Source organism: Methylomonas rapida (assembly GCF_024360925.2).
Lineage (GTDB): Bacteria > Pseudomonadota > Gammaproteobacteria > Methylococcales > Methylomonadaceae > Methylomonas > Methylomonas rapida.
In genome coordinates, this window is sequence record NZ_CP113517.1 from 1,605,365 (window position 1) to 1,629,398 (window position 24,034).

A 24,034-nucleotide genomic window follows, 5' to 3' on the forward strand; every position below is an offset into this window, starting at 1 on the left:
GGCCTAGAAAACTATTCAAGGGCGGCGTCAATGAAGGGGCCGCGTTCAAATAAGGCTTCGAATGCCTCGGCTGGCAGCGGCCTGGAGAATAAATAGCCTTGTCCGTAATCGCAGCCGGCGTTGGCTAATAAGTCGCGTTGGACAGGGGTTTCTATGCCTTCGGCGATGACCTTCATGCCCAGTTTGTGCGCCATCACGATGATGGCTTCGCAGAGCGCGATGTCGTTGCTGTCGCTGGCCAAATGACTGACGAAGGAACGGTCTATTTTGATGTAGTCGATGTCGAATTTTTTCAGATAGGCCAGCGATGAATAACCGGTGCCGAAGTCGTCCAAGGCTATCTGCATGCTGGCATTGCGGAAGGACCGTAGCGTCTCGTTGACCTGCTCGCTGGCGTCCAGCAGCAAGCCTTCGGTGATTTCGACGACCAAACCGTCGGCGGATAATCCCAATTGCCGTAAATGCTTCAACCACGATTGTTCCAGGCTACCGCTGTCATGAAACTGTACCGGCGATATGTTGATGCCGATTTTAAAGGTCGGATGGTATTGTCTGCGCCAGTTAGCCAGTTGTTGGCTGGCTTGCCGAAACACCCAATCGCCAATCTGGTTGATGATGCCAATATCCTCCGCGATCGAGATGAACTCTTCGGGACCGCGAAGTTCGTGGCCGGGATGCCGCCAACGCAACAAGGCTTCGGCTTTCGGGATATTGCCGGTCGTCAGGTCCACAATCGGCTGGTAATGCAATTCAAATTGCCCGTCGGACAACGCCTGGCGCAAATCTTCGGCGGTCTGCATCCGGCGCAAGGCTTCTTCCTGCATCGACGGCGTGAAATAACTGTAACGGTTGCGCCCCTGATGCTTGGCCGCATACATGGCCTGATCGGCATTCTTGATCAGCGTCTCGATGTCATTGCCATCCCTGGGGTAAAAGGTGATGCCGATACTGGCCGAGACATAAGCCAGTTTATCCTTCAATTGAAACGGTTCGGCCAGTTTCAGCAGGAGGTTCTGCACGATGCGTTCCACGTCCCCAATGTCGGTCAATTCATTCAGGATCAGGGTAAATTCGTCGCCGCCCAAACGGGCCACGGTGTCGGTTTCTCGCACGCACTTGGTCAGGCGCTGGGCGGCATCCTGCAGCAATAGGTCGCCCATGTCATGGCCCAGGGTATCGTTGACTTCCTTGAAGCGATCCAGATCGAGGAATATCAAGGCCATCGGCAAGCCGCAGCGGTGGGCTTTTTTGACTTCCTGGCGCAGACGGTCGTGGAACATGCGCCGGTTGGGCAGGTTGGTCAACGGATCGAAATTGGCATGCGTCCAGATCAATTCCTCCGATTGTTTTTTCTGGGTGATGTCGGAAAACAGCGCGACGCGGCGGTACGGCGTGCCATCGGGGTTGAAGATGGTGTTGATGGTCAATAGCTCTGCAAAGAGCTCGCCGTTTTTTCGCCGGTTCCACAGTTCGCCTTTCCAATAGCCCGCGCTATTGATCGCCGCCCACATGTTTTGATAGAAGCTCTGGTCCTGGTGATTGGATTTCAGGATGTTGTGGTTTTTGCCGACCACCTCGTTCAGGGTATAGCCCGTCAATTCGGTGAAAGCGGGGTTGATCGTGATGATGGTGCCCTGGGCATCGGTGACAGCCATCGCTTCACTGCTATTTTGATAAACCAGCGAGGCCAGTTGCAGCTCGGTATTGGCGCGGTAGCGATCGATCGCAATGCCGGCCAGGTTGGCGGCTTGCTCGATGCGTTGCAGCTCCTTGAGGCAGGGCGACGCCGGTTCGCGGCGATAGATCGCGAAAGTTCCCAACAATGCGCCGGAAGCACTGCGGACGGGTTCCGACCAGCAGGCGGCCAGACCGGCCCGGGCCGCCAGGTCCTTAAACGCCACCCAGTACGGGTGTTGCTGGATGTTTTCGACGATCACGCGCTGGCCGGTATGGGCCGCGGTGCCGCATGAACCGGCACCGGGTCCGATTTTTAAGCCGTTTACCGCGTCATTGTAAAAAGCGGGTAGATGGGGCGCCGATCCGGTCAGCAGATGTTGACCTTCGCTGTCCACCAGCAAGATGGAGCATAGTTGCGCGGGGTTTTGCGCTTCCACGCCGAGCACGATGGCGTCAAGAATGTCCGACAAGTCGGCATCCTTGGCCAATAATTCCAGCACATGATTGTAGGCGCGCACCCGCTCCGTCGCCTGTTGGCGTTCGCTTACGTCCATGGCCATGCCGATGATGCCAATGATTTCACCGTCGATACCCTGCAAGGGTGTCCGGCTAATTTCCATGGTATGTGCTTCACCGTCGGCCAATATCAGCGTTTCCTGGCATCGATGCAACTCCTGGGGATGTTCCAGACAGGCTTGATCGGCCTGTAGGAAACGCTGTGCGTATTCTCGCCCCAATAAGTCCTCCAGGGCATCGCCGGCCTGAAAGCGACTTTCCTCCATGCCCAGCGCGTTGCAAAAGGTGTGGTTGACGAACAGATAGTGACCGTCGGTGCCGACCAACCAGATGCCGACCGGGGCATTGTCGAGGATCGCATGCAATTTGGCTTCCGAGGCATGCAATTCCGCGACCTGGGCATTGAGCTGTTGCGCCATGGCCTGGAAGCTGTGCGCCAAATAGCCGATTTCGTCATTGCGTTCGGAGGGGACGCCCAGCAGCGGTTGACCCAATTCGAACTGACTGACGGAGTGGGCTATCGCTTTCAAGGGTTTGGCCAGAATCCTGGCCAGCGATAGGGAGATCAAGGTTGCCAGCAAGCTGAACAGCAAAGTGAGTTGGACGACTTGCCGGCCCAAGGCCTGGCTTTCCATCAGCACGTTTTCCATGGCCGTGTAAAGACCCAGCAGGATGAAACGCGGCTCTGATACCGGGCCAAAGCCTTGCTTGACGAAAGCCGCCAGGAAGGCGTTGCCGAACAAGTCGCCATCGTGGCCGGCAAATACCAACCAGTCGGTGTCGCCTTCCAGCATTTCGCGGGTGGCGGCGATGTCGTCCTGGATCAAAAACGAGCGCCCCCGCTCGAAGCCGAAGGTCTTGGCGGGATCAGGATGCAGCAGATAGTCGCCGCGATGATTCGTCAGCAGTAGATGGACGTTGTGCGGTAATTCCTTGCTGATTTGTCCGAACAGTTCATCCAGATTGGTATCGATGACGATGATGGCGGCGGGCTTGTTGTCGGGCGAGGGTAACGATGCCGCGATGCGTATCGTCGGCTTGCCGAAGCCTTGATGCGCGCTCAGTTCCTGATTCAGATTGATATTCGAGATATAAAATTGGCCGATGGGCAGGCGCAGGGTTTCGAACACATAGGGAAAATGGCTTTTTTCCTGGAGCTGGTCATCCGGGGTGAGATTGATCTCGTTATGGTCACGGTCGACCCGCACCAGTTCCTTGCCGTAATGCTGGGCATCGATCAGGCGAATCTGGCTGTATTCGGGATGGGCGCGCAACAAAGCCGCAAAAATGTCCGCCAGTTTCAGGCGTTGCTCATCGCTTAACGCCTGCGCGCTTGCCGCCTGTTCGGCAAGACTGCGGCTGAGGCTTAACTGGCTCAAGAAATCAACGTCGCTGGCGATGGCGGCCAAGGTGACATTGAAGCGATGGGCCAAACCACGGGTTGCCGTCAGTAATTTTTCCTGAGATTCTTCGATCAACAGCGTGTGACTGCGGTCGTAAACGTAATAGCCGGTCAGGCCCGTGGACACCGTGCCGAGCAGTGCCAGCCAGAACCCCAGTTTCAAGCCAATACCCGGACGCATCAAAAAGCCTCTGGCGCTTCGCCGGATATGATGCGATCCCACAACCGCTTGCGTTCCAGCGGGGCGCGCATGGGTTCCAGCCAAATGATTTTGTCGCCGTGGCGTTCTTCCGGAAACGGCGTGATGGTATTGGCCAGGCCGTGTTTGTCGGTCAAGCGTTGACTGACGGCACGCTCCAGGGTGTAATTGATCCATTGCTCGGCCAAGCGCTTGTTTTTGGCTTCCTGGGTGATGGCCCAGCAATCCAGCCAGGCCAGGGCTCCTTCACGTGGAATGACGTAGCCGATGTCGGCGCCGGCTTCGCGCAGCGCCTTCACCTGCTGGTTACCGTAATTGCCGAAAATCAGCGCGATGTCGTGGCGGGAAAATAGCTTGGCCGCTTCGTCGGCGGTGCTGTAAAAGGTCAGCACGTTACGGCGCAGCCTGACCAGCTCGCGGGCGGCTTGCCGCAACTGCTCGTCGGTCAGTTGAAATGGGTCGGCGCCCATCAGCAAGCCGACCAGGGAGAAGTTGTGGTTACTGGCATTGAACGCCAATACCTGACCGCGATAGCGAGGGTCCCACATCGCGGCCATCGATTGCGGGATTTCCTTGACCAGCTTGCGGTTGTAGATCAGGCCCATTTCCGCGTAGGTATAGGGAATGGCGTAGAGTTTGCCGTCATGCAGCAGGCCTGGAATGGCGCCTGGATTTTGGAAGCGCGGCAGTTGCGCGGCATGGTTGGGGATGTTCGCCAGATCGAGAGGTACTACCAAATCGTTCTCTATGTAGCGTTGCAACTCGGCGGTGTTGACCGCAAACACATCGAAGCCCGCGCTATTGATTTTGTCCCATAAATCGTCATCGGAGCCGACAAAGGTCACTTCGATATCGGCATCGAAGCGCTGTTGAAACCGATCAACCAAATCGGCGTCGGCATAGCCGGCCCAGGCGGCGACGCGCAGGGTCTCCCGCGCGCTGATCGCCTCGTTGTAGCAGAACGTCAGCGCTAGCAGGCAGAAAAGACCGATAAAGGTATTCGACGGTTTTGGCTTCATGTCGCCTATGGTAGCTAACCGTGACCTTGCAAGGAATTTAGCCTTGCAAAGTCGCCATGTCGATCACAAAACGATATTTTACATCGCCTTTCAACATTCTTTCGTAAGCCTGATTGATAGCCGGCATCGGAATCAGTTCAATGTCGCAGACGATATTGTGCGCGGCGCAAAAATCCAGCATCTCCTGGGTTTCGCGAATGCCGCCGATCAACGAGCCGGCCAGCTGCCGGCGGCGGAAAATCAGATTGCCGGCACTGGGGGCGGGATGCGTATGGTCCGGCATGCCGACCATGCAGAGGGTACCGTCGCGTTTCAACAGGGTCAGATACTGATCCAGATCGTGCGCCGCCGCGACCGTGTCGAGAATGAAATCAAAGCTTTGCAGATGCTGCTGCATGCGTTCGGGCTGGGTCGAGATCACGACCTCGTTTGCGCCCAGGCGTTTGGCGTCGTCGGCTTTATGCGGCGATGTGGTGAACAATACGACATGGGCGCCGAAGGCGTGGGCGAATTTGACCGCCATGTGCCCCAGGCCGCCCAGGCCAACCACGCCGACTTTCTGCCCCTTGCCCACCCGCCAGTGGCGCAGCGGCGAATAGGTGGTGATGCCCGCGCACAGCAAGGGTGCCACGGCCGCCAATTCCAGTTTGTCCGAAACGCGCAGCACGAAGCGCTCGTCGACGACGATTTGGTTGGAATAACCGCCGTAGGTCATCTTGCCGGTATGCTTGTCCGGGCTGTTGTAAGTAAACACGGTGGCGTCGCAATATTGTTCCAGGCCATCCCGGCACTCCGGGCAAACGCCGCAGGCATCGACCATGCAGCCAACCCCGACCAGATCGCCGGCTTTGAACCCATTCACCTCCTTGCCCACCTGTATCGCACGGCCGACGATTTCATGACCCGGCACGAGGGGGTAGTTGGTGCCGTTCCATTCGTTGCGGGCCTGATGAATGTCGCTATGGCAGACGCCGCAAAACAGGATTTCGATCAGGACGTCGCGCGGGCCGGGACTGCGGCGCTTGAATTGATAGGCGCGCAATGGCGTCAGTGCGTTGTAGGCGGCATAACCGTAACTTTTCAGCATTGCTAAGACTCCCTTGGAAGATGCCTGGCCGATCAGGCCGGGCTGGGCCAATCGGTATAACCCTGTTCGTCGCCGCCGTACCAGGTTTCTTTTGGCGCAACGGCCAGCTCGGCTCCGGTTTGCAAGCGTTCGACCAAATCGGGATTGGCCATGAACGGCCGGCCGAAGCAGATCAAATCCGCGCTTCGGTTTTGCCGGGCCGCGTAAGCCAGTTCGCGGGTATAAAGGTTGTTGGCCATATACGGGCCTTTGAACAGAGCGCGCAATGGCTGCAAGTCGATGCCGTTCGGTATGTCGCGCGACACGCGGGTCGAGCCTTCGACGAAATGGAGGTAAGCCAGGTCGAATTGATTGAGTTGTTCGATCAGGTAGCCATACGTCGCCATCACGTTGCTGTCCAAAGGCGTGTTGCCGGCGGCCGGCGTCACGGGTGACAGCCGAATGCCGACCCGGTCGCCGCCCCAGACGGCGGTGACCGCGGCGACCACTTCCAGTACCAGGCGGGCGCGGTTTTCAATGCTGCCGCCATACTGGTCGGTGCGATGATTGGTGCTGTCGCGGAGGAATTGTTCCAGCAAATAGCAATTGGCCGAGTGGATTTCGACGCCGTCGAAACCGGCATGTTTGGCGCACAGCGCGGCGTGACGATATTGCTCGACGATGCCGGGAATTTCTGCGCTGTCCAATGCGCGCGGAGTTGGCACCGCTTGCATGCCGAATTCGGTAAAGGTTTCGCCGTCGGCGGCGATGGCCGAGGGCGCGACCGGTAATTGGCCGTCCGGTTGCAGCGAAGGGTGCGAAAAACGCCCGACGTGCCAGAGCTGGCAGACGATTTTGCCCTGCTTCTCATGCACGGCATCGGTGACGAGTCGCCAGCCGTCGGTTTGGGCATCGGTATAAATGCCGGGGGTATAGGCATAACCGCGGGCTTGCGGCGAGATATTGGTGGCTTCGCTGATGATCAGGCCGGCGCTGGCGCGTTGCGCGTAATAGGTGGCCTGAAGTGGGCCCGGTATGCCGTCGTGCTTGATGCGGCAACGGGTCAATGGCGCCATCACGATGCGGTTTGCCAATGACCAGGCGCCTATCTTGACCGGTTGAAATAAGTCGGTATGGGCTGGATTGCTCATAGGGATCGCTCCTGCGAAGGTTGAAGATTCAATGGAAGGGGCGTCAGTTTGCCAGATCGATTTTGACCAGAATCCGTGTGGCCCGGTTTTGCGTGCTGTAATTCCAGGCAGATAGACCGCGTTGGTCAGCCTGTTGCCGTTCGGCGATACCGCCTATTTCTATCCATTCGCCGAGCCTGGCCCGCACCGAGGTATGCGCGCTTTGGCTGTCGATGCGGCCGCCATGGCGGAAGCGTTCGGCCCAGGGAGCGATGTCGAGCATGACTTCATCGTTGGCTTGCAGGCGCGGAATCACCGCAAAGCCCGTGCTGGCCTGCTGGAATTGGGTGCTGCTGGCGACGCCGGGGTAACCGAAGCCGGAATCGTAAATCGTGACATACTCGTAAGGCCGGAGCTGGCCGATTTCTATCCGCGCCGGCTGGCCTTCCAGGGTGCGTAACTGTTGCATCGCGCGCTGCTCTCCGGCGTCGCGGGTATCGCCAGCCATGCCCTGCATCCGGATCGCGTTGGGGTAAACCGCGATGGCGGCTTCGGCATTCAATTGTTCGGCTGTTTTATAGCTGCTTTGCAGCACCGAAACGAGCAGATTGCGCTGAGGTTTATCGAGTTGCTGGATCAACTGGCCAATCTCTTGCAGGCGGGCCGGGCTGGCTTTGACGATCAAATCAAAGCCGTTACCGGTGACGACTTCGTTGGCTTCCAACAATGGCATCAACAAAGGCTGGATTTCGGCGGCAGGGCGGTTTCGTAATGGAATCATGTCCATCACCGTTTCTTGCGCGGCAACGACCTGCAGCCAAACCAGGCCAAGGCCGGCAATCAAGCCCCATGGCGCGCCTGGCCCAATCCATCGGCCAATCCAGGCCTGTGAACGACGAATGGAGCCTTTAGATTTCACGATATAACGCCAGATACTGATTGGCGCTGTTTTCCCAGGAAAAATCCTTGCGCATCGCGTTGCGCTGCAGCTCTTGCCAGAGCTTGGGATTGGCGTGCACCACCAGCGCGCGCTTGATGGTTTCCAGTAACGCACCGGGCACGGCATCGTTGAAGACGAATCCGCTCGCGGTGCCGTTTTTGATCGTGTCGGGCAATGTATCGACCACGGTGTCGGCCAGACCACCGGTTTTTCTGACGACGGGCAGGGTGCCGTAACGCTGGCTATACATCTGGTTCAAACCGCAGGGTTCGAAGCGCGACGGCATCAGAAACAGGTCGGAGCCGGCTTCGATCTGGTGGGCCAGATTCTCGTCGTACCCGATGGTCACCGAAACCTTATCCGGATACAGGCGGGCGAAGTCCTGCAGCCTAACCTGTATGCTGTTGTCGCCGCTGCCGAGCAAGGCGAACTGCAAGGGCATGTTGACCAATTCCTTCAAGCAGCTCAGCACCAGGTCTATGCCTTTCTGATCGACCAGTCGGCCGATCAAGCCCAGCAGCGGCAAATCCGCGTTGACCGGTAATCCCAAACGGGCCTGCAATGCGGTTTTGTTCAGCACTTTTTTGCCGAGAGTCTTGCCGCTGTAGGTTTGCGCTATGAAGGGGTCAGTTTCCGGATTCCAGACTTTGGTGTCAATCCCGTTGATGATGCCGGACAAGGTCGGCTGCCGGTGGGCCAGCAAGCCTTCCAGGCCGTAGCCGAATTCCGGGGTCTGGATTTCCTGAGCATAGGTCGGGCTGACGGTGGTGATCCAGTCGGAATAGCTCAAGCCGCCCTTGATGAATGACAGCATGCCATGGTATTCCAGACCGTCCGGATGCCAGAGCTGGCCAGGCAGATTCAGCAAAGTGTAGGCATTGCTGGGAAAGACACCCTGGTAAGCCATGTTATGTATCGTAAACACCGTGGCCGGCCTATGTTCTTCCAATGACAGCAGAGCGGGGACCAGGCCGGTTTGCCAGTCGTTGCAATGCACGACGTCCGGTTTCCAGTCCAAGTAGGCCCGGTTCATCGCTACCTCGACCACGATGCGGCAAAACAGCGCGAAACGGTCGCCGATGTCGGGCCAAGGTATGCCGTTTTCATCATGGTATGGATTGCCTGGATGGTTGAAATACGGCGGATAATCGACCAGCCAAACGACGACATCGCTTTCGGGTAAATGCGTTTCCAGCAGGTTGACGTCGCAATTGTTGACCCGCACCGTGCACAAATAACGACCGGGCTCGCAGTTTTTGATGCCTTGATAATGGGGCATGATGACGCGCACGTCCTGGTCTAGGTTGGTCAGCGCAATCGGCAGGCTGCCGGCGACATCGGCCAACCCGCCGGTTTTGATCAAGGGATGGGTTTCGCTACTGGCGAACAGGATTTTTTTCATGTTTCAAATCTTACATTTTCAGGATGATACCGGCCAAGGGAGGCAGGGTCACGGTAACGGAATGGTTCATATTCATCCAGGGCAATGGCTCTGAATGCACGTAACCATTACCGATGTTGCTGCCATCGTAATATTCGGAGTCCGAGTTGAAGATTTCATGATAAACGCCTTCGCGCGGCACGCCAATGCGATAGTTCTCGCGTGGAACCGGCGTGAAGTTCAGTATCACGATCAAGTCCTCGTTGGCGGATTTACGCCGATAGCTGATGATCGATTGCTGATAGTCATGGCAATCGATCCATTCGAAACCGTGATGATCGAAATCGAATTGATACAGGGCCGAATGAGTGGCGTAGAGTTTGTTCAGGTCCTTGACCAGGGTTTGCACGCCGCGGTGATGGGGGTAATCGAGCACATACCAGTCCAGGTCGCGGTTCACGCTCCACTCGGTGCCCTGGGCGAATTCGCAGCCCATGAACAGCAGTTTCTTGCCGGGGTAAGTGAACATCAAGGTGTACAGCAGGCGCAGATTGGCGAAACGCTGCCATTCGTCGCCCGGCATTTTGTTTAATAGGGATTGTTTGCCGTGCACGACTTCGTCATGCGAAAACGGCAGTACGAAATTCTCGGTGAAGGCATACAGCAGACCGAAGGTCAACGAGTCGTGGTGATAGGAACGATGGATGGGTTGCTCCTGCATGTAGTGCAGAATGTCGTGCATCCAGCCCATGTTCCATTTCATCGAGAATCCCAGGCCGCCGGTCCAGGTCGGCCGGGTGACTTGCGGCCAGGAGGTCGATTCTTCCGCCATGATCACCGTGCCGGGATGTTGTTCGTGGGTGACGGTGTTCATGTGGCGCAGGAAGTCGATGGCTTCCAGGTTTTCGTTGCCGCCGTACATGTTCGGAATCCATTCGTTGGCTTCGCGCGAGTAGTCCAGATACAGCATCGAGGCCACCGCATCGACCCGCAAGCCGTCCAGATGGAATTCTTCCAGCCAGAAGAAGGCGCTGGACAGCAGGAAGTTTTTCACTTCGTTGCGGCTGTAGTTGTAAATCAACGTACCCCAGTCCCGATGTTCGCCTTTGCGCGGGTCTTCGTGTTCGTACAGCGGCGTGCCGTCGAAGCGGGCCAAGGCGAAAGCGTCCTTGGGAAAGTGCGCGGGTACCCAGTCCAGAATCACACCGATGTCGTTTTGATGGCAAAGATCGACGAAGAAGCGAAAGTCGTCGGGTGTGCCGAAGCGGCTGGTCGGGGCGAAATAGCCGGTGGTTTGATAACCCCACGACAAGTCCAGCGGATGCTCGGTGATCGGCAGCAACTCGATATGCGTGAATCCCATCATCTTCACATAGTCCACCAAGCGGGTCGCCAGTTCGCGGTAATTCAGGAAATTGCCGCGGCTATCGCGTTGCCAGGAACCCAGATGCACCTCGTAAACCGACATCGGCTGGTGCAGCCAATCGTGGTTCGGCCGTTTTTCCATCCATTCGCTGTCTTGCCAGTCATAGCTGTCTTCATGCGTAACGATGGCGGCCGTTTGCGGGCGGAATTCGAATTGCTGGCCGTAGGGATCGGTCTTGACCAATACTTGGCCGGTATGCGCGTTGCGAATCTCGAATTTGTACAAACAGCCTTCTTTCAATCCTGGGACAAAGATTTCCCAAATCCCGCTGCCGCCCAGGTTGCGCATGGGGTGGCAACGCCCATCCCAACGGTTGAAATCGCCAATCACGCTGACGCGCTCGGCATTGGGCGCCCAAACCGCAAAGTAAACACCGGCAATGTCGTCCACGGTTTGCAGATGTGAACCCAATTTCTGGTAGATATGCCAATGCCGGCCTTCGCCGAACAGATGTTGATCGAACTCGGCCAGCAAGGGGCCGAAGGTATAGGGATCGACATCTAGATGGTCGTGGCCGTCCTTGTCCGTCCACGACAGCTGATAATGCTGTGCTATGTTTTCCTTGGTTGGGCGATATTCGAATAAATCGGTGCCGGGAACCCGCTGCATTAACGGGCCATCTTTGCCAATGCGAACATCTTCCGCGTAAGGTAAAAAAGCTCTGATCACGGTTTTGCCATCGATTTCGTGGCGGCCCAAAACGGAAAATGGGTCGTGATGTTTGGCTTCCATGATTCGCACGAGATTGGAATCAAGCGGATTCGGTTTGCTTGGCTTGTTCATTTTGCAAGGCCTCGGTTATAGTTGAATTTCTAAAAAAACGGTAGGTGGCAATCGTTAGGATGTCAGGATCACGGGAATAAAAAATTTGAATTTTTACTTTTCCGTGAAGAGTAACGATAATGGGCGGAAGCGGCAAGTGGAAGTCAAAACAAATCTGCCGAATGCGGTCTATCGTACCCATTTAAGGCAGTGGCAATAAGTCTATTTGGAGAAAAACAATGTTAGTCGGCAATACCCAGCAACCGCATTTACGCATCAACGAATTAACCAGAAACACCATTGCCTTGATCCTTGCTGGCGGGCGCGGGTCGCGACTCAAGCAAATGACAGACTGGCGCGCAAAACCAGCGGTTCCCTTTGGCGGCAAGTTCCGCATCATCGATTTTCCCCTGTCGAACTGCATCAATTCCGATATACGCAAGATTGGCATCCTGACACAATACAAAGCCGATTCGCTGATCAGGCACATTCAAAAGGGTTGGGGGTTTTTGCGGGGCGAATTCGGCGAATATGTCGATTTGATGCCCGCGCAGCAGCGGCATGACGAGAACGACTGGTATCAGGGCACGGCCGATGCCGTATTCCAGAATATCGACATTTTGCGCGCGCGCAATCCGGAATTCGTGCTGGTGTTGGCGGGCGATCACATTTACAAGATGGACTACTCGGCGATGTTGGCCGACCACGTGATCAATAAGGCCGATCTGACGATAGGCTGCATCGAGGTGCCGTTGGAAGACGCCAAGGCTTTCGGCGTGATGGATGTCGACGATGAAAGACGGGTCAGAGCCTTCGTCGAGAAACCCGAAAACCCGCCGCTGATGCCGGGCCGCGAGAATACCGCGCTGGCGTCCATGGGTATTTATATCTTCAACGCCGGCTTCTTGTTCGAGCAATTGATCAAGGACGCGGACACCAAAGGCTCCAGTCGCGATTTCGGCAAGGACATCATTCCTGCCGTGATTGACAAATATCGGGTCAACGCCTATCCGTTTTTGGACTTGCAAAGCGGTCAGCAAAGTTACTGGCGCGATGTGGGAACCATCGATGCCTATTGGGCGGCCAACATGGAGTTGATCGGCGTCAAGCCTGATCTGAATCTGTATGACAATACTTGGCCGATCTGGACCTACCAAGAACAAACGCCGCCGGCAAAATTCGTCTTCGACGACGACGACAGACGCGGTCAGGCCATCGATTCGATGGTGTCGGGCGGCTGTGTGATTTCAGGTTCGACCGTGCGGCATTCCTTGTTGTTTTCACAAGTCCGGGTCAATTCCTATACCGAGGTCAACGACTCGGTGATCCTGCCGGAAGTCAACATTGCCCGCCATTGCCGCATAACGAAGGCAATCATCGAAAAAGCCTGCCAGATTCCTGAAGGCACCGTGATCGGAGAAGACAGGGCGGAAGATGAAAAACGCTTTTATGTCAGCGAAGGCGGCGTAGTGCTGGTGACGCCGGAGATGCTTGGCCAAAGACGGCACTATGTCAGATAGGACGCTCAAGCTGGTGCTGTGCTGGCACATGCACCAGCCTGAATACCGAGACAGGCATGCCGGCGAATTCATGTTGCCTTGGACGTATCTGCATGTCATCAAGGATTACGTCGATATGGTGGCTCATTTGGAAGCCGTGCCAGAAGCCAGGGCGGTCGTGAACTTTGCGCCGATATTGCTCGAACAGATAGAAGACTATTCCAATCAGGTGAATAACTATTTGCTCGAACGCACCCCATTGAAAGATCCGTTGCTGGCGGCGCTAGTCGCCCCCGAAATTCCGCTTGATCCGGAATATCGGTTGAAATTGTTGCATGATTGCCGCAAAGCCAATCGGGAGCGCCAAATCCATCGCTATCCGATATTTCGCAAATTGACCGAAATGGCGGAATGGGTAGAGGCGCATCAGGAGTCCATAAACTATGTCAATTCCCAGTTCGTCGGCGATATTTTGGTCTGGTATCACTTGGCCTGGATGGGCGAAACGGTCAAGCTGAACGATGGCCGGGTGCAGCGTTTGATTGAAAAAGGTTGCGCGTTTTCGCCGAACGATAGAATGGAACTGCTCGAAATCATTCGCGACTTGTTGTCCACGGTGTTATATCGCTACAAGTCTCTGGCCAGAAAGGGGCGGATCGAGTTGTCGGTCACACCGTACGCTCATCCTATTATGCCACTGATGCTAGACATTAATTGCGCCTTGGACGCCATGCCTAACGCGCGTATGCCGGCTTTGGAGCAATATCCCGGTGGGGAAGCCCGCGCACGTTGGCATCTGGACAAAGGCATGGCGACCTTTAAGCACTTTTTCGGCATTGAACCCCAGGGTTGCTGGCCTTCGGAGGGTGGTGTCAGCGAAGCAACGCTAAAATTGTTATCCGAGTACGGATTCAAATGGACGGCCAGTGGCGGTAACGTGTTGCAAAACAGTTTGCTCGCGTCGGCAGTGGACGAAACAGGGACCATCTACCATCCATTTCAGTGGCAATCGGCGGATATCGCCTGTTTCTTTCGCGATGACGGTTTATCGGATTTGATCGGTTTCGAGTATTCCAAGTGGCATGCCGATGACGCCGTGGCCGACCTGATTCGGCATCTGGAAAATATTGCCGGGCATGTGGACGAAGAATCCGTGGTCTCCATTATCATGGACGGTGAAAATGCCTGGGAATATTTTCCGGATAACGGCTATCATTTTCTGCAGGCCTTGTATCGGCGCTTGGCAGAGCATCCGAAAATCGAATTGACGACTTTTTCCGAGTGCCTGAATCAGGATATCCGGATAAGACCTCTGGCCAGGCTGGTTGCCGGGAGCTGGGTGTATGGCACTTTTTCAACCTGGATAGGGGATGTCGATAAAAACTGCGGCTGGGATATGCTTGGCGACGTGAAAAAGGTCTTTGACAATGTGGCATCTTCTGGAAGACTGTCCGAGTTGGAGCTGACGAAGGCCGAAATGCAACTGGCGGTCTGCGAGGGTTCCGATTGGTTTTGGTGGTTCGGCGATTATAATCCAGGCGAGGCGGTCAGTGACTTTGAAAGACAATATCGCTTGAACCTGACTAATCTGTATCGCCTGTTGGGAGAAGAGCCCCCGCCTTATCTGGCCTTGTCGTTTACCCAAGGCAGCGGGGCCCCCGCAATGGGCGGCGCGATGAGGCGTGGTAATGAAATTTAATCTACTATAGGAATTTATGAGTGCTTGTTTAAATAAACGCCGTGCCGGGGTATTGCTACACATTAGTTCATTACCCGGTGGTGGAGACTGTGGTGATTTAGGACAAGAAGCATTCAATTTCGTCAATTTTCTGCACGATGTCGGCGCAACGGTCTGGCAGACCTTGCCGCTCGGCATGCCGCATGGAGACGGCTCGCCGTATCAGTGCCTTTCCGCGCACGCGGGTAATCCGGCTTTCATCAATGTTCAGTGGTTATATGACAAGGGCTGGATTCCTGAGGAAGATCAATGTCTCGATTGCAATCGAGGGCGACTGTTTTGGAAGACCTGCGTCGTCAATAAAGCCTATTATGGTTTTTTGGAACGCGCCAAAAAGGAAGACCGGCAGGATTTTAGAGACTTTTGCCAGAAGCACGTCGGCTGGCTGGATGACTTTGCCCTATTCATCGCGCTGAGAAATGTATTTGGGCAAAAATGCTGGAACAAATGGCCGGAAGCCTTGAAACAGCGGCAACCGTTGGCAATAAAGGAATCCAGGCAGCTGCTGAAGGAAGCGATAGAAGCCATCAAGTTCGAACAATATGTATTTTTCAAGCAGTGGCACGATCTGAAAGTTTACGCGGCCGAGAAAGGCGTGTTGCTGTTCGGCGACATACCTATTTTTGTTTCCTACGATAGCGCGGATGTGTGGGCGAATAGGGAAGTATTCAAGCTGAATCAAAACGGCGACATGGAAGTCGTGGCGGGCGTTCCGCCCGATTATTTCTCCGAGTTCGGGCAGCGTTGGGGTAATCCGCATTATGATTGGGATTATTTGCGTAAAACCGATTATCAATGGTGGTTGGATCGCATCAAAAGCCAGTATGAAATGTTCGACATATTGCGCATCGATCATTTTCGTGGGCTGGAGGCGGCCTGGGAAATTCCGGCCGTTGAGGACACGGCGATCAACGGGAAATGGGTCAAGGCGCCCGGCGTTGAATTGTTGAAGGCCATCGAAGACAAATTTCCCGCCTTGTCGTTGATTGCGGAAGATCTGGGTATCATCACTCAAGAAGTCGAGGCGTTGCGCGACGATTTTGATTTGCCGGGCATGAAGATTCTGCAATTCGCTTTTGATGGTCATCCGGAAAATCCCTATTTGCCGATGAACTTTACCCAAAACTGTGTCGCCTATACCGGCACCCATGACAATGACACGACCTTGGGTTGGTTTAACGGCTTGAGTGATGCCGAAAAACAGCGGATTTATGATTATCTCGGCTGGTCGACCCTGCCCATGCCCGATGCGCTGATGCACGCCGTGTTGGGCTCTGCCGCTAATCTGGCGATTATCCCAATGCAGGATGTTTTGCGGCTGGGGTCGGCGGATAGGATGAATACGCCGGGGACTACCAGCGGTAATTGGCGCTGGCGCTTTGATTGGTCTCAATTAAGCGAAGAAAACGCTGGGCGTTTCGCTCATTTCATAGGATTGTTCGGTCGGCGTTCGTAGTCTGCGCTTACTGCTCTAGTCGCCGTTCGTGTTTGCGGACTGAACAAAAATCCGCCGCATTGCTGGGTGCCCGCATTATTAAAACCTGTCCACGAGCGGTGTGCGTGGACAGTCGTTTGATAACAAAACTTATGGCATGGATGCCCAGAGTGCAGGTGCCATCAATCGTCGTCATCCTTGGCAGGATTCTGCTTGGGGATGGGTAGCAGAGGAATGCCGTAACTGCCGATAATGCTATGGATTTCAGGCAGATTTTGTTCTATCAGGGTGTTCAATTGTCTTTTGCGTTCGTCGTCGCCCTGGCGTACGCCCATCGCAATCGAAAAATCGAATTTGATATCCGGGGTTGATTGCATGGGGATGGCAATGAAGCTGGCTGGCGGGTTTTGTGATAATACATATGCGGCCATGGGGCCCCACAAGATCGCCATGTCGATGACGCCGTCGCGCAGATCCTTGTCGATTTGCATCGCTACGTTGTGTTCACTGTCGCCGGTCATGCTTTGATACGGCACGCCTTGTTCCAGCAAGCCGCTCTTTTGCAACCATTCCGTGCCTGGCCCGCGATCGAACATCGCAATTTTCAGTCCTTCCTGACGCTGTAGTGGTAGAGATGCCAGTTGCGAGGATTCGGATATATCGTCCCATCCCCGCCCTTTGGCGATCAGCAAGACGTAAGTAGAATGAAAATAAGGCTGGGTCGTTTCGGTCAAATCGTAGCCGGCTGGCACGCCCATCACCACGTCGCATTTAAAACCTTTCCCGTCTTCATTTTCGGCTTTCAGTGTGTTGCGTATGAAACCAATGCGTTCGGGTAGCCAGGTATATTCGACTTCCTGATTCAATTGTTTGGCAAACAAAGCGGCAATTTTGTTTTCATAACCCGTCAATTGCTTGGTTGAGTAGGGCGGATTCATCGGGTCGGCGCAGACTCTGAATTTATCGTCAGCCTGGATGTTGGCGGCGGCAAAAGTCAGGCCTGCCAGCATCAGGCATTGCGGCAGCTTTGGGTTAATTTTCATCGCGGTTTCCTTTAGCGTAATCAGTGTACATAAAAAAGCCTTGGCCGATTGCTCGGCCAAGGCTCGCTGACATCAATCCAACAGGCTAGATATTAGTCTGGCAGAGCGAACACGGTCAGTGTACCACCCAACTTGGTGTAAGAGCTCAAGCTTCTGTAAGCACCAACCGCACCCAAACCTTCGGAGTTGGTTGATGCTTCGCCTGAATCCAGGCCAGCCGCGATACCGATACCTGCCCAGCCACCGATACCTGACAGAACGCCAACGTATTGTTTGCCTTCGAATTCCCAGGTATTGACGTTGCCGATGATGCCGGATGGGGTTTTGAATTTGTACAATTCCTTACCGGTTTTGGCGTCAACGGCTTTCAGGTAGCCTTCCAGGGTGCCGTAGAATACTACGCCACCCGCGGTTGCGACAGAACCTGACCAAACGGAGAATTGTTCTTTGTTCGACCAAACGATTTTGCCGGTTTTTGCGTCAAATGCGGTGAATTGACCCAGGTTGGTGCTGTCGTCTTTTTTGCCGGTCAGCACGTCAGCGCCAGCAGGCATCATGGACAGGGTCGCACCTACGTAGGGCTGACCTGCGGTGTAGCTAACTTCGAACGGTTCGTACTCCATGCACAAGTGGTTGCCGGAGATGTAGAACAAGCCGGTTTGTGGAGAGTAAGACACAGGTGCCATGTTTTTGGCGCCCAACGCTGCAGGGCAGGTGCCTACAGTATTGACGTCTTCGCCGTTATGTTCGGTAGAGAACTCGGGCACGACTTGCGGACGGCCGGTTTTCATGTCGACGTGGCTAGCCCAGTTGACGGATTTGTCGAATTTCTCGGCAACCAACAGTTCACCGGTTTCACGGTCCAGGGTGTAACCAAAGCCGTTACGGTCGAAATGCACGATGGTTTTATGCATTTTGCCTTTGACTTCTTGGTCAACCAGGACGGTTTCGTTGATGCCGTCGTAGTCCCATTCGTCGTGTGGAGTCATTTGGTAAACCCATTTGACTTCACCGGTGTCGGCGTCACGCGCCCACAAGGACATGGACCATTTGTTGTCGCCTGGACGTTGTACAGGGTTCCAGGTGGATGGATTGCCTGAACCGTAGTAGACCAGGTTCAATTTAGGATCGTAGGAATACCAGCCCCAGGTGGTGCCACCGCCGATTTTCCATTGGTCGCCTTTCCAGGTGGCCAAGCTTGATTCCGGTTTCAGCGGGGTAACTTTGCCGTCTTCCCAGGTGGTGGATTTGCCCGGTTTGATCAGGGTGTCCTTGTCAGGACCCATGCTGTAGCCTTTCCATGCCAATTGGCCGGTACGGATGTCATAAGCCGCCAGGAAGCCGCGCACACCGAATTCACCGCCGGAGATACCGGTCAGTACTTTGTCTTTGACGACCAATGGCGCCTGGGTGTTGGTCATGCCCAGTTTCGGGTCGCCGTTTTGTACGCTCCATACGCGTTTACCGGTTTTGGCATCCAGGGCAGTCAGTACGGTGTCTGATTGTTGCAGGAAGATTTTGCCATCGCCGTATGCCAGACCGCGGTTGACGGTGTCGCAGCACATGACAGGAATGGTGACATCGGCATCCATGGTTGGGGTGAATTCCCAGATGACCGCTTTGGTTTTTTGGTCGATCGCATAAACGGTGTTAGGGAACGGAGTATGAATGTACATAATGCCGTTAACAACCAAAGGACCGCCCTCATGGCCACGCAGAACGCCGGTGGAGAAAGTCCAGGCCGGTTGCAGGTTTTTTACGTTTTGAGTGTTGATTTGTGACAGTTTACTGTAGCGAGTACCGGCATAGTCACCACCCCAGGTTGCCCAGTTGGCAGGGTTTTGGGTCAGTTTTTCAACATCACTGTTGGCAGTGGTTACTGCAGGTGTAGCAAGAATAGTTGCTATAGTCGAAGCAAGCAGCCAGTTTTTTACAGGCTTCATATGTTTCCTCCCGGTAATCTGCTGATAAAGACAGAGTACGTTTTTGTATTGTTAAGACTAATATTAGTGTTAAAGCTCTTAGTTTGGATGACTGTCTTCTGTAGCATTACCGGCGGGAGCCGAGTGCAGTTGGATAGCCAAACCAGATGCGTAAATTGAAGGATTTTTTCCTAAAAGTCAACCCGAAAAAGTCTCGTCCACGCGGGGCAAGGCAATAAATTCAAGGCTGATAAGCGTTTATCAAAATCACCGTTTAAATATGGGTAGTCCAAATGCGCTAATTTGCTCGGGGCGTTGTCGTATCGATTCGCTTCTTTTATGGGGTAAAAGATTATCTGGATCGGTTTTCCGGGTGCGCTGCCTGTCGCAAGGCATCTTGTTTTTCCGGTTTGGTGTTACACTTTCAGCGTCAATTTTCGAGCAAATTTTTTATGCAGCTTGCAATCACGGTTTTGGGTAGTAGAACGGATACCTTCGTCGCGGAATTATTGTCGGCGATCAATAGTTGTCAATGTAGCGTGTTGGAGCTAAGAACCTCCAACCTGACTGAAATCACGGCGGTTTATGTTCTGCTCGACGGCAACTGGAATCATGTGGCCAAGCTGGAAGGCTTGCTGGATATTCTGCGCAATCGCTTTCAAATGCAGATCAGTCTGTTGCGGCCAGAGGAATTGGCTGTTGCGCAAGACGTACAGGAAGGCGTGCCCTATACGCTGGAAACCATATCAATGGAGAAAAAGGATTTGCTGTATGCCGTGACATCGTTTCTGCTGGATCGCGGTGTCGTCATCGATGAAATCAGCGCGAATCTGCATCCGGCATTGATGTTCAGCAACCAGATTTTTTCGACCCGTTTCACGCTGCTGGTTCCGCCGAACGTGCGTATTTTGTCGTTGCGCGAGGAGTTTCTGGATTTTTGCGACGGCTTGAATATCGATGCCATTCTCGAACCCATCAAACGTTGATCCCATGACTGCAATCGCCATTGGCCAGACCATTCCCGATTTTGAGTTGCCAGCGACAGGTGACAAGACCTTGTCACCGGGTGATTTTGAAGGCAAAAAACTGCTGCTGTATTTTTACCCCAAGGACAATACGCCCGGATGTACCCAGGAAGGCCAAGCCTTCAGGGACAACATCGAAGCGTTTGAACGCTTGAATACGGCCATTTTGGGCGTTTCCAGGGATAGCATGAGGATGCACGAAGGCTTTAAATGCAAACAAAACTTTCCGTTCGATCTGCTCTCTGATCAGGATGAGCAGTTGTGTCAGTTGTTTGATGTAATCAAGCTGAAAAACATGTACGGCAAGCAAGTACGCGGTATCGAACGCAGTAGCTTTTTATTCGATGAAAAAGGTGTCTTGATCCATGAATGGCGCAAAGTCAAAGTCAAGGATCACGTTCAGGACGTCTTGCACGTTTTGCAACAACTTTGACCAAACCCTTCAGCGGCCGCAGCAGTGCTTGAATTTCTTGCCGCTGCCGCAGGCACATAAGGCATTGCGACCGGCATTTGCGGTGCTTGCAACCTTGCCGGCCGCTTTTATCACGCCATCCAGATACAGCCAGCGTTGATTGGTTTTGACGAAACGGCTGATTTCATGCATGAAATAGCTTTCACCGTCCTGGCTGTAATAGGCTTTGAATTCGACGATGCCCTTGCTGTCTTTGGCGCCGCCTTTTTTACAGTCGATGATCTGTAGTGTTTGCCAAGCGGCCGTTTCCTTGGAAAAGTCTATCGATGCAGGGCGTTTGCTCGTATCCCAACTGGCCAGCAGATAGTCGACGTTTCTTAGCGCATAAGCCGTAAAGCGCGAACGCATCAATTGCTCGGCGGTGGCGGGCAATTTTTCGCCAGCGTGATAGGGGCCGCAGCAATCGGAATAATTCAGGCCCGAGCCGCACAAACAGGTTTCGGTATGGGATGTCATGGTCGTCATGGCTGAATAGTTTACCGAAATTCCATCGGCCAAGGCGAACAGACAGGCTATCATGGTCTTTATCCTAAAAACATCAGTAGTCCACGAAAAGCACGAAAGACACGAAATAAAACAGATGGTTACGTCACTTGATTTAGTTACCCGCAAGGTGTCGGCTTTTTGAGCAATAACTTTTTGAAACTGTTCGTGATTTTTGTGTGTTTCGTGGACCAAATGATTTTTATAGGTTTATTGGTTGTTGCTCATAAGCTCAAGGGGGCGTCGTGCGTATTGCGTTGAATACTCAAATCCTGGTTGGCGCCTTATCGGGTGTCGCGCTGGGTTTGCTGTTTGCTCGTCTGGGGCCCGATGCCGGCGGCGTCAAACAAGGGATATTTGTTTGCAGCCTGATCGGTAACTTGTTTACCGACTTGTTGAAAATGGTGCTGGTGCCATTGGTATTTACCTCGATAGCCGTTGGCGTCGCCAATTTGCGTCAGCATAGACAACTGCATAGGGTCTGGGTGTCGACACTCGGCTTCTTCGTGCTGTCCATGGCATTGGCCATTGCGTTGGCCTTGCTGGCCTCTAATTGGTTTGAGCCGGGCAAGGGGCTGAGTCTCGATTTATTCCAACAAGCCGATCGCAACATCGCCGCCAAGCACATGAGTTTTGCCGAATTCATCGCCGGTTTTCTGCATGGTTTGTTTGTCAATCCCTTTGCAGCGCTGGCGCAGGGCAATGTATTGGCGATCGTGATGTTTGCCTTGTTGCTGGGGATTGCATTGGTGATGGGCGGCGAGCGCTATCGTAATATTCTGCAACTGTTGCAGGAAGGCCTGGAGCTGATGCTGCGCATGGTCGGCTGGGTCATGCGCCTGGCGCCGTTTGGCATACTGGCCTTGCTGGCTCAACTGCTGGCGACGCAAAACCTCGCGGTGTTGAGCAGTCTGGCGGCATTCGTCGGCGTGGTATTGGGGACGACTTTGCTGCATGGTTTCGTCGTGTTGCCGCTGCTGTTGTTCTTGCTGACGAAAATGTCGCCGCTGCGTTTTTTCCGCGCTTCCCGTGAAGCGTTGATCACGGCATTCGCCACCAGTTCCAGTTCCGCCACCTTGCCGGTTACCTTGCGTTGCGCCGAGCAGCATCTGCATGTCAAGCCCAGCATCGCCGGTTTCGTGATTCCGCTGGGCGCCACGGCGAACATGGATGGGACGGCGTTATATGAAGCGGCCGCGGCCTTGTTCGTGGCCAATCTGGCGAATATCGAGCTGGATTTGGCTCAGCAAATGATCGTGTTCTTCACGACGATGCTGGCCGCGATCGGCGCGCCAGGCATTCCGAGCGCCGGCATGGTGACGATGGTCATGGTGTTGCAGTCTGTCGGCTTGCCGGCCGAAGCCGTGGCCATCTTACTGCCTATCGATCGCTTGCTGGATACCTTTCGTACCATGGTCAACGTCGAAGGCGACATGGTGGTGAGTTTGCTGGTGCAGCGGGTTTTGCAAGACAAGGCTTGAATCGGGATCAGGCCAAGCGACGCGATGTTTCGAGTTGCTTGGCCTGTTTCGGCTTAATGGCTCAGGCCTTTGATGATGTCCAATACTGCTTGCGCATGGCCTTCATGGTTGACGCCGTACATCGCTTCGATCAGCAGGCCGTCTTTGCCGATGATGAAGGTGGAGCGGACGATTTTCCATTTCTTGACCCCGTCTTTCTCGACTTCCTGCCAGACGCCATAGCTATCGCACAGCTCGCCGGAGGTGTCGGCCAACAATTGCACGTTCAGGCCATATTTATGGATGAAAGCCCGGTGACTTTCGCAATCATCTTTGCTGACGCCAATGATGACGGTATCCAGCGCGGCAAACTGGTCGGCGAGACTCGTGAAATCGTTGGCTTCTATCGTGCAGCCAGGCGTGTCATCCTTGGGATAGAAGTATAGCACCACGTTTTTTTCGCCCTTGTAATCGGACAAGTACAGCAGTTTGTTGTCTTGATTGACGGCGCGGAAAAACGGCGCTGCCTGGTTTTTTTCTAATAATTGTGACATTGGATTCTCCTTTGATTCGGCCTTGAAACAGCGGGGCAATAGCATATTGCCGACTCCCCGCCGACGTTCAGGATAAGCCCGGATGGGTCGTAATGCCAATAGTCGAAAGCGGAATCAGGCCAGCTCGGGCAAGAAAAGAACCCAAACGAGATGGCTTTTAAGCCTGGTATTCGTCGACGTTGCCGTCGCGGCCGCAAAACACCGTGGTGGCCAAACCCTTGAAGATGCCATGCTCGACGATGCCCGGTATGGCGTTCAGGCGGTCGTTCAGCGTTGCAGCATCCATGGCCGGGGCGAAGGTCGTATCCAGCACCAGGCTGCCGTAAGACGTCACGAAAAGACCGTCTCCGTTGCGCCGCAGCAATGCCTCGCCACCGATGTCCGCCAGGCTGCGTTGCACGAGTTGCCAGGCGAAGGGCATCACTTCGATTGGAATGGGGGAATTCTGTCCGATACGTTGAACTTGTTTGCTGGGATCGATCAGCACCCAGAAGGCTTCGCTGGCTTTGGCCAGCAGTTTTTCTCGCACCAAATCGGCACCGCGACCCTTCAGCAAGGTCAGGTCGGTTGTGACTTCGTCGGCGCCATCTACATAAACGTCCAGCCGTGAGACCTGTTCGATGCCGCGCAAGGGAAGGCCCAGGTCTTGAGCCTTGATCGCGCTGACGACCGAGCTGGCGACTACCTGTACCTGTAACGAATCCTGGCGGCGTGCCAGCGCCTCGATGAAGAAATTGGCCGTGGAGCCCGTACCAAGCCCGACCAGCATGCCTTTTTCGATCCGTTGGGCGGCGTGTTCGGCGACGCGTTGTTTGTCGTTCATGGCGGATTCCTCGTCAAAGTTAAAGATGCGTGATCCACAAAAAATGAGAGCCAGAGCCTATG

At 54.4% G+C, this 24,034-nt stretch carries 18 protein-coding genes; 6 read left to right on the forward strand and 12 right to left on the reverse strand.

Features of this window, described 5'->3' with window-relative positions; genetic code table 11:
* Nucleotides 1–11: 11 nt before the first annotated feature.
* From NM686_RS07605 to glgB, 7 genes are read right to left on the reverse strand one after another with little or no spacing between them, the layout of a single operon-like run.
* Nucleotides 12–3,776, reverse strand: a complete 3,765-nt coding sequence (locus tag NM686_RS07605; RefSeq protein WP_255187273.1) for an EAL domain-containing protein — start codon at nucleotides 3,774–3,776, stop codon at nucleotides 12–14.
* Nucleotides 3,776–4,813 (reverse strand): extracellular solute-binding protein, encoded by a 1,038-nt coding sequence (locus NM686_RS07610; RefSeq protein ID WP_255187274.1) that lies wholly within the window; start codon nucleotides 4,811–4,813, stop codon nucleotides 3,776–3,778. The genes NM686_RS07605 and NM686_RS07610 overlap by 1 nt, the downstream gene beginning before the upstream one ends.
* Nucleotides 4,814–4,850: 37 nt before the next feature.
* Nucleotides 4,851–5,900: an NAD(P)-dependent alcohol dehydrogenase gene (locus NM686_RS07615; RefSeq protein WP_255187275.1), complete on the reverse strand. Its 1,050-nt coding sequence runs from the start codon at nucleotides 5,898–5,900 to the stop codon at nucleotides 4,851–4,853.
* A 32-nt stretch (nucleotides 5,901–5,932) separates the two neighbouring features.
* The gene (locus NM686_RS07620) at nucleotides 5,933–7,030 is read right to left on the reverse strand and encodes an alkene reductase (protein WP_255187276.1); all 1,098 of its coding nucleotides are present in this window, start codon (nucleotides 7,028–7,030) and stop codon (nucleotides 5,933–5,935) included.
* 43 nt (nucleotides 7,031–7,073) lie between these two features.
* A complete protein-coding gene (locus NM686_RS07625) occupies nucleotides 7,074–7,928 on the reverse strand; it encodes a secretin N-terminal domain-containing protein (protein WP_255187277.1) in 855 nt (284 codons plus the stop codon).
* Nucleotides 7,918–9,351: a glycogen synthase GlgA gene (gene glgA / locus NM686_RS07630; RefSeq protein WP_255187278.1), complete on the reverse strand. Its 1,434-nt coding sequence runs from the start codon at nucleotides 9,349–9,351 to the stop codon at nucleotides 7,918–7,920. The genes NM686_RS07625 and glgA overlap by 11 nt, the downstream gene beginning before the upstream one ends.
* 10 nt (nucleotides 9,352–9,361) lie before the next feature.
* On the reverse strand, nucleotides 9,362–11,539 hold the full coding sequence (gene glgB, locus NM686_RS07635; protein WP_269022670.1) for a 1,4-alpha-glucan branching protein GlgB: 2,178 nt from the start codon (nucleotides 11,537–11,539) through the stop codon (nucleotides 9,362–9,364).
* Nucleotides 11,540–11,757: 218 nt separating this feature from the next.
* On the opposite strand from glgB, the gene glgC reads away from it, so the two are divergent.
* The 3 genes from glgC to malQ are packed head-to-tail and all read left to right on the forward strand — an operon-like array spanning nucleotide 11,758 to nucleotide 16,211.
* Nucleotides 11,758–13,038 carry a glucose-1-phosphate adenylyltransferase gene (glgC, locus tag NM686_RS07640; RefSeq protein ID WP_255187281.1) on the forward strand — a complete coding sequence of 427 codons (1,281 nt, stop codon included), beginning with the start codon at nucleotides 11,758–11,760 and terminating at the stop codon, nucleotides 13,036–13,038.
* Nucleotides 13,028–14,716 (forward strand): glycoside hydrolase family 57 protein, encoded by a 1,689-nt coding sequence (locus NM686_RS07645; protein WP_255187282.1) that lies wholly within the window; start codon nucleotides 13,028–13,030, stop codon nucleotides 14,714–14,716. Before glgC ends, NM686_RS07645 begins: the two co-directional genes overlap by 11 nt.
* 16 nt (nucleotides 14,717–14,732) lie before the next feature.
* Nucleotides 14,733–16,211: a 4-alpha-glucanotransferase gene (gene malQ / locus NM686_RS07650; RefSeq protein ID WP_255187283.1), complete on the forward strand. Its 1,479-nt coding sequence runs from the start codon at nucleotides 14,733–14,735 to the stop codon at nucleotides 16,209–16,211.
* A 161-nt stretch (nucleotides 16,212–16,372) separates the two neighbouring features.
* Here the strand turns inward: malQ and NM686_RS07655 are convergent, their stop codons facing one another.
* Complete coding sequence (locus NM686_RS07655; RefSeq protein WP_255187284.1) at nucleotides 16,373–17,233, reverse strand: quinoprotein dehydrogenase-associated putative ABC transporter substrate-binding protein; 861 nt, start codon at nucleotides 17,231–17,233, stop codon at nucleotides 16,373–16,375.
* A gap of 92 nt (nucleotides 17,234–17,325) precedes the next feature.
* The gene (locus NM686_RS07660; protein ID WP_255187285.1) at nucleotides 17,326–19,176 is read right to left on the reverse strand and encodes a methanol/ethanol family PQQ-dependent dehydrogenase; all 1,851 of its coding nucleotides are present in this window, start codon (nucleotides 19,174–19,176) and stop codon (nucleotides 17,326–17,328) included.
* Between the two features lie 431 nt (nucleotides 19,177–19,607).
* Here NM686_RS07660 and NM686_RS07665 point away from each other — a divergent pair, with 431 nt between their 5' ends.
* On the forward strand, nucleotides 19,608–20,141 hold the full coding sequence (locus NM686_RS07665; protein ID WP_255187286.1) for a glycine cleavage system protein R: 534 nt from the start codon (nucleotides 19,608–19,610) through the stop codon (nucleotides 20,139–20,141).
* A gap of 4 nt (nucleotides 20,142–20,145) precedes the next feature.
* Nucleotides 20,146–20,613, forward strand: a complete 468-nt coding sequence (locus NM686_RS07670) for a peroxiredoxin (RefSeq protein ID WP_255187287.1) — start codon at nucleotides 20,146–20,148, stop codon at nucleotides 20,611–20,613.
* Nucleotides 20,614–20,622: 9 nt separating this feature from the next.
* Here NM686_RS07670 and NM686_RS07675 read toward each other — a convergent pair whose 3' ends face one another.
* Entirely contained in the window at nucleotides 20,623–21,171 is a 549-nt protein-coding gene (locus NM686_RS07675) for a YchJ family protein (protein WP_255187288.1), read from the reverse strand.
* A gap of 209 nt (nucleotides 21,172–21,380) precedes the next feature.
* Between NM686_RS07675 and NM686_RS07680 the strand changes: the two genes are divergently transcribed.
* Nucleotides 21,381–22,616: a dicarboxylate/amino acid:cation symporter gene (locus NM686_RS07680; RefSeq protein WP_269022674.1), complete on the forward strand. Its 1,236-nt coding sequence runs from the start codon at nucleotides 21,381–21,383 to the stop codon at nucleotides 22,614–22,616.
* A 53-nt stretch (nucleotides 22,617–22,669) separates the two neighbouring features.
* Here NM686_RS07680 and NM686_RS07685 read toward each other — a convergent pair whose 3' ends face one another.
* Both NM686_RS07685 and rpiA read right to left on the reverse strand, forming a co-directional pair.
* The gene (locus NM686_RS07685; RefSeq protein WP_255187290.1) at nucleotides 22,670–23,149 is read right to left on the reverse strand and encodes a peroxiredoxin; all 480 of its coding nucleotides are present in this window, start codon (nucleotides 23,147–23,149) and stop codon (nucleotides 22,670–22,672) included.
* A 157-nt stretch (nucleotides 23,150–23,306) separates the two neighbouring features.
* A complete protein-coding gene (gene rpiA, locus NM686_RS07690) occupies nucleotides 23,307–23,972 on the reverse strand; it encodes a ribose-5-phosphate isomerase RpiA (RefSeq protein ID WP_255187291.1) in 666 nt (221 codons plus the stop codon).
* Nucleotides 23,973–24,034 lie beyond the last annotated feature (62 nt).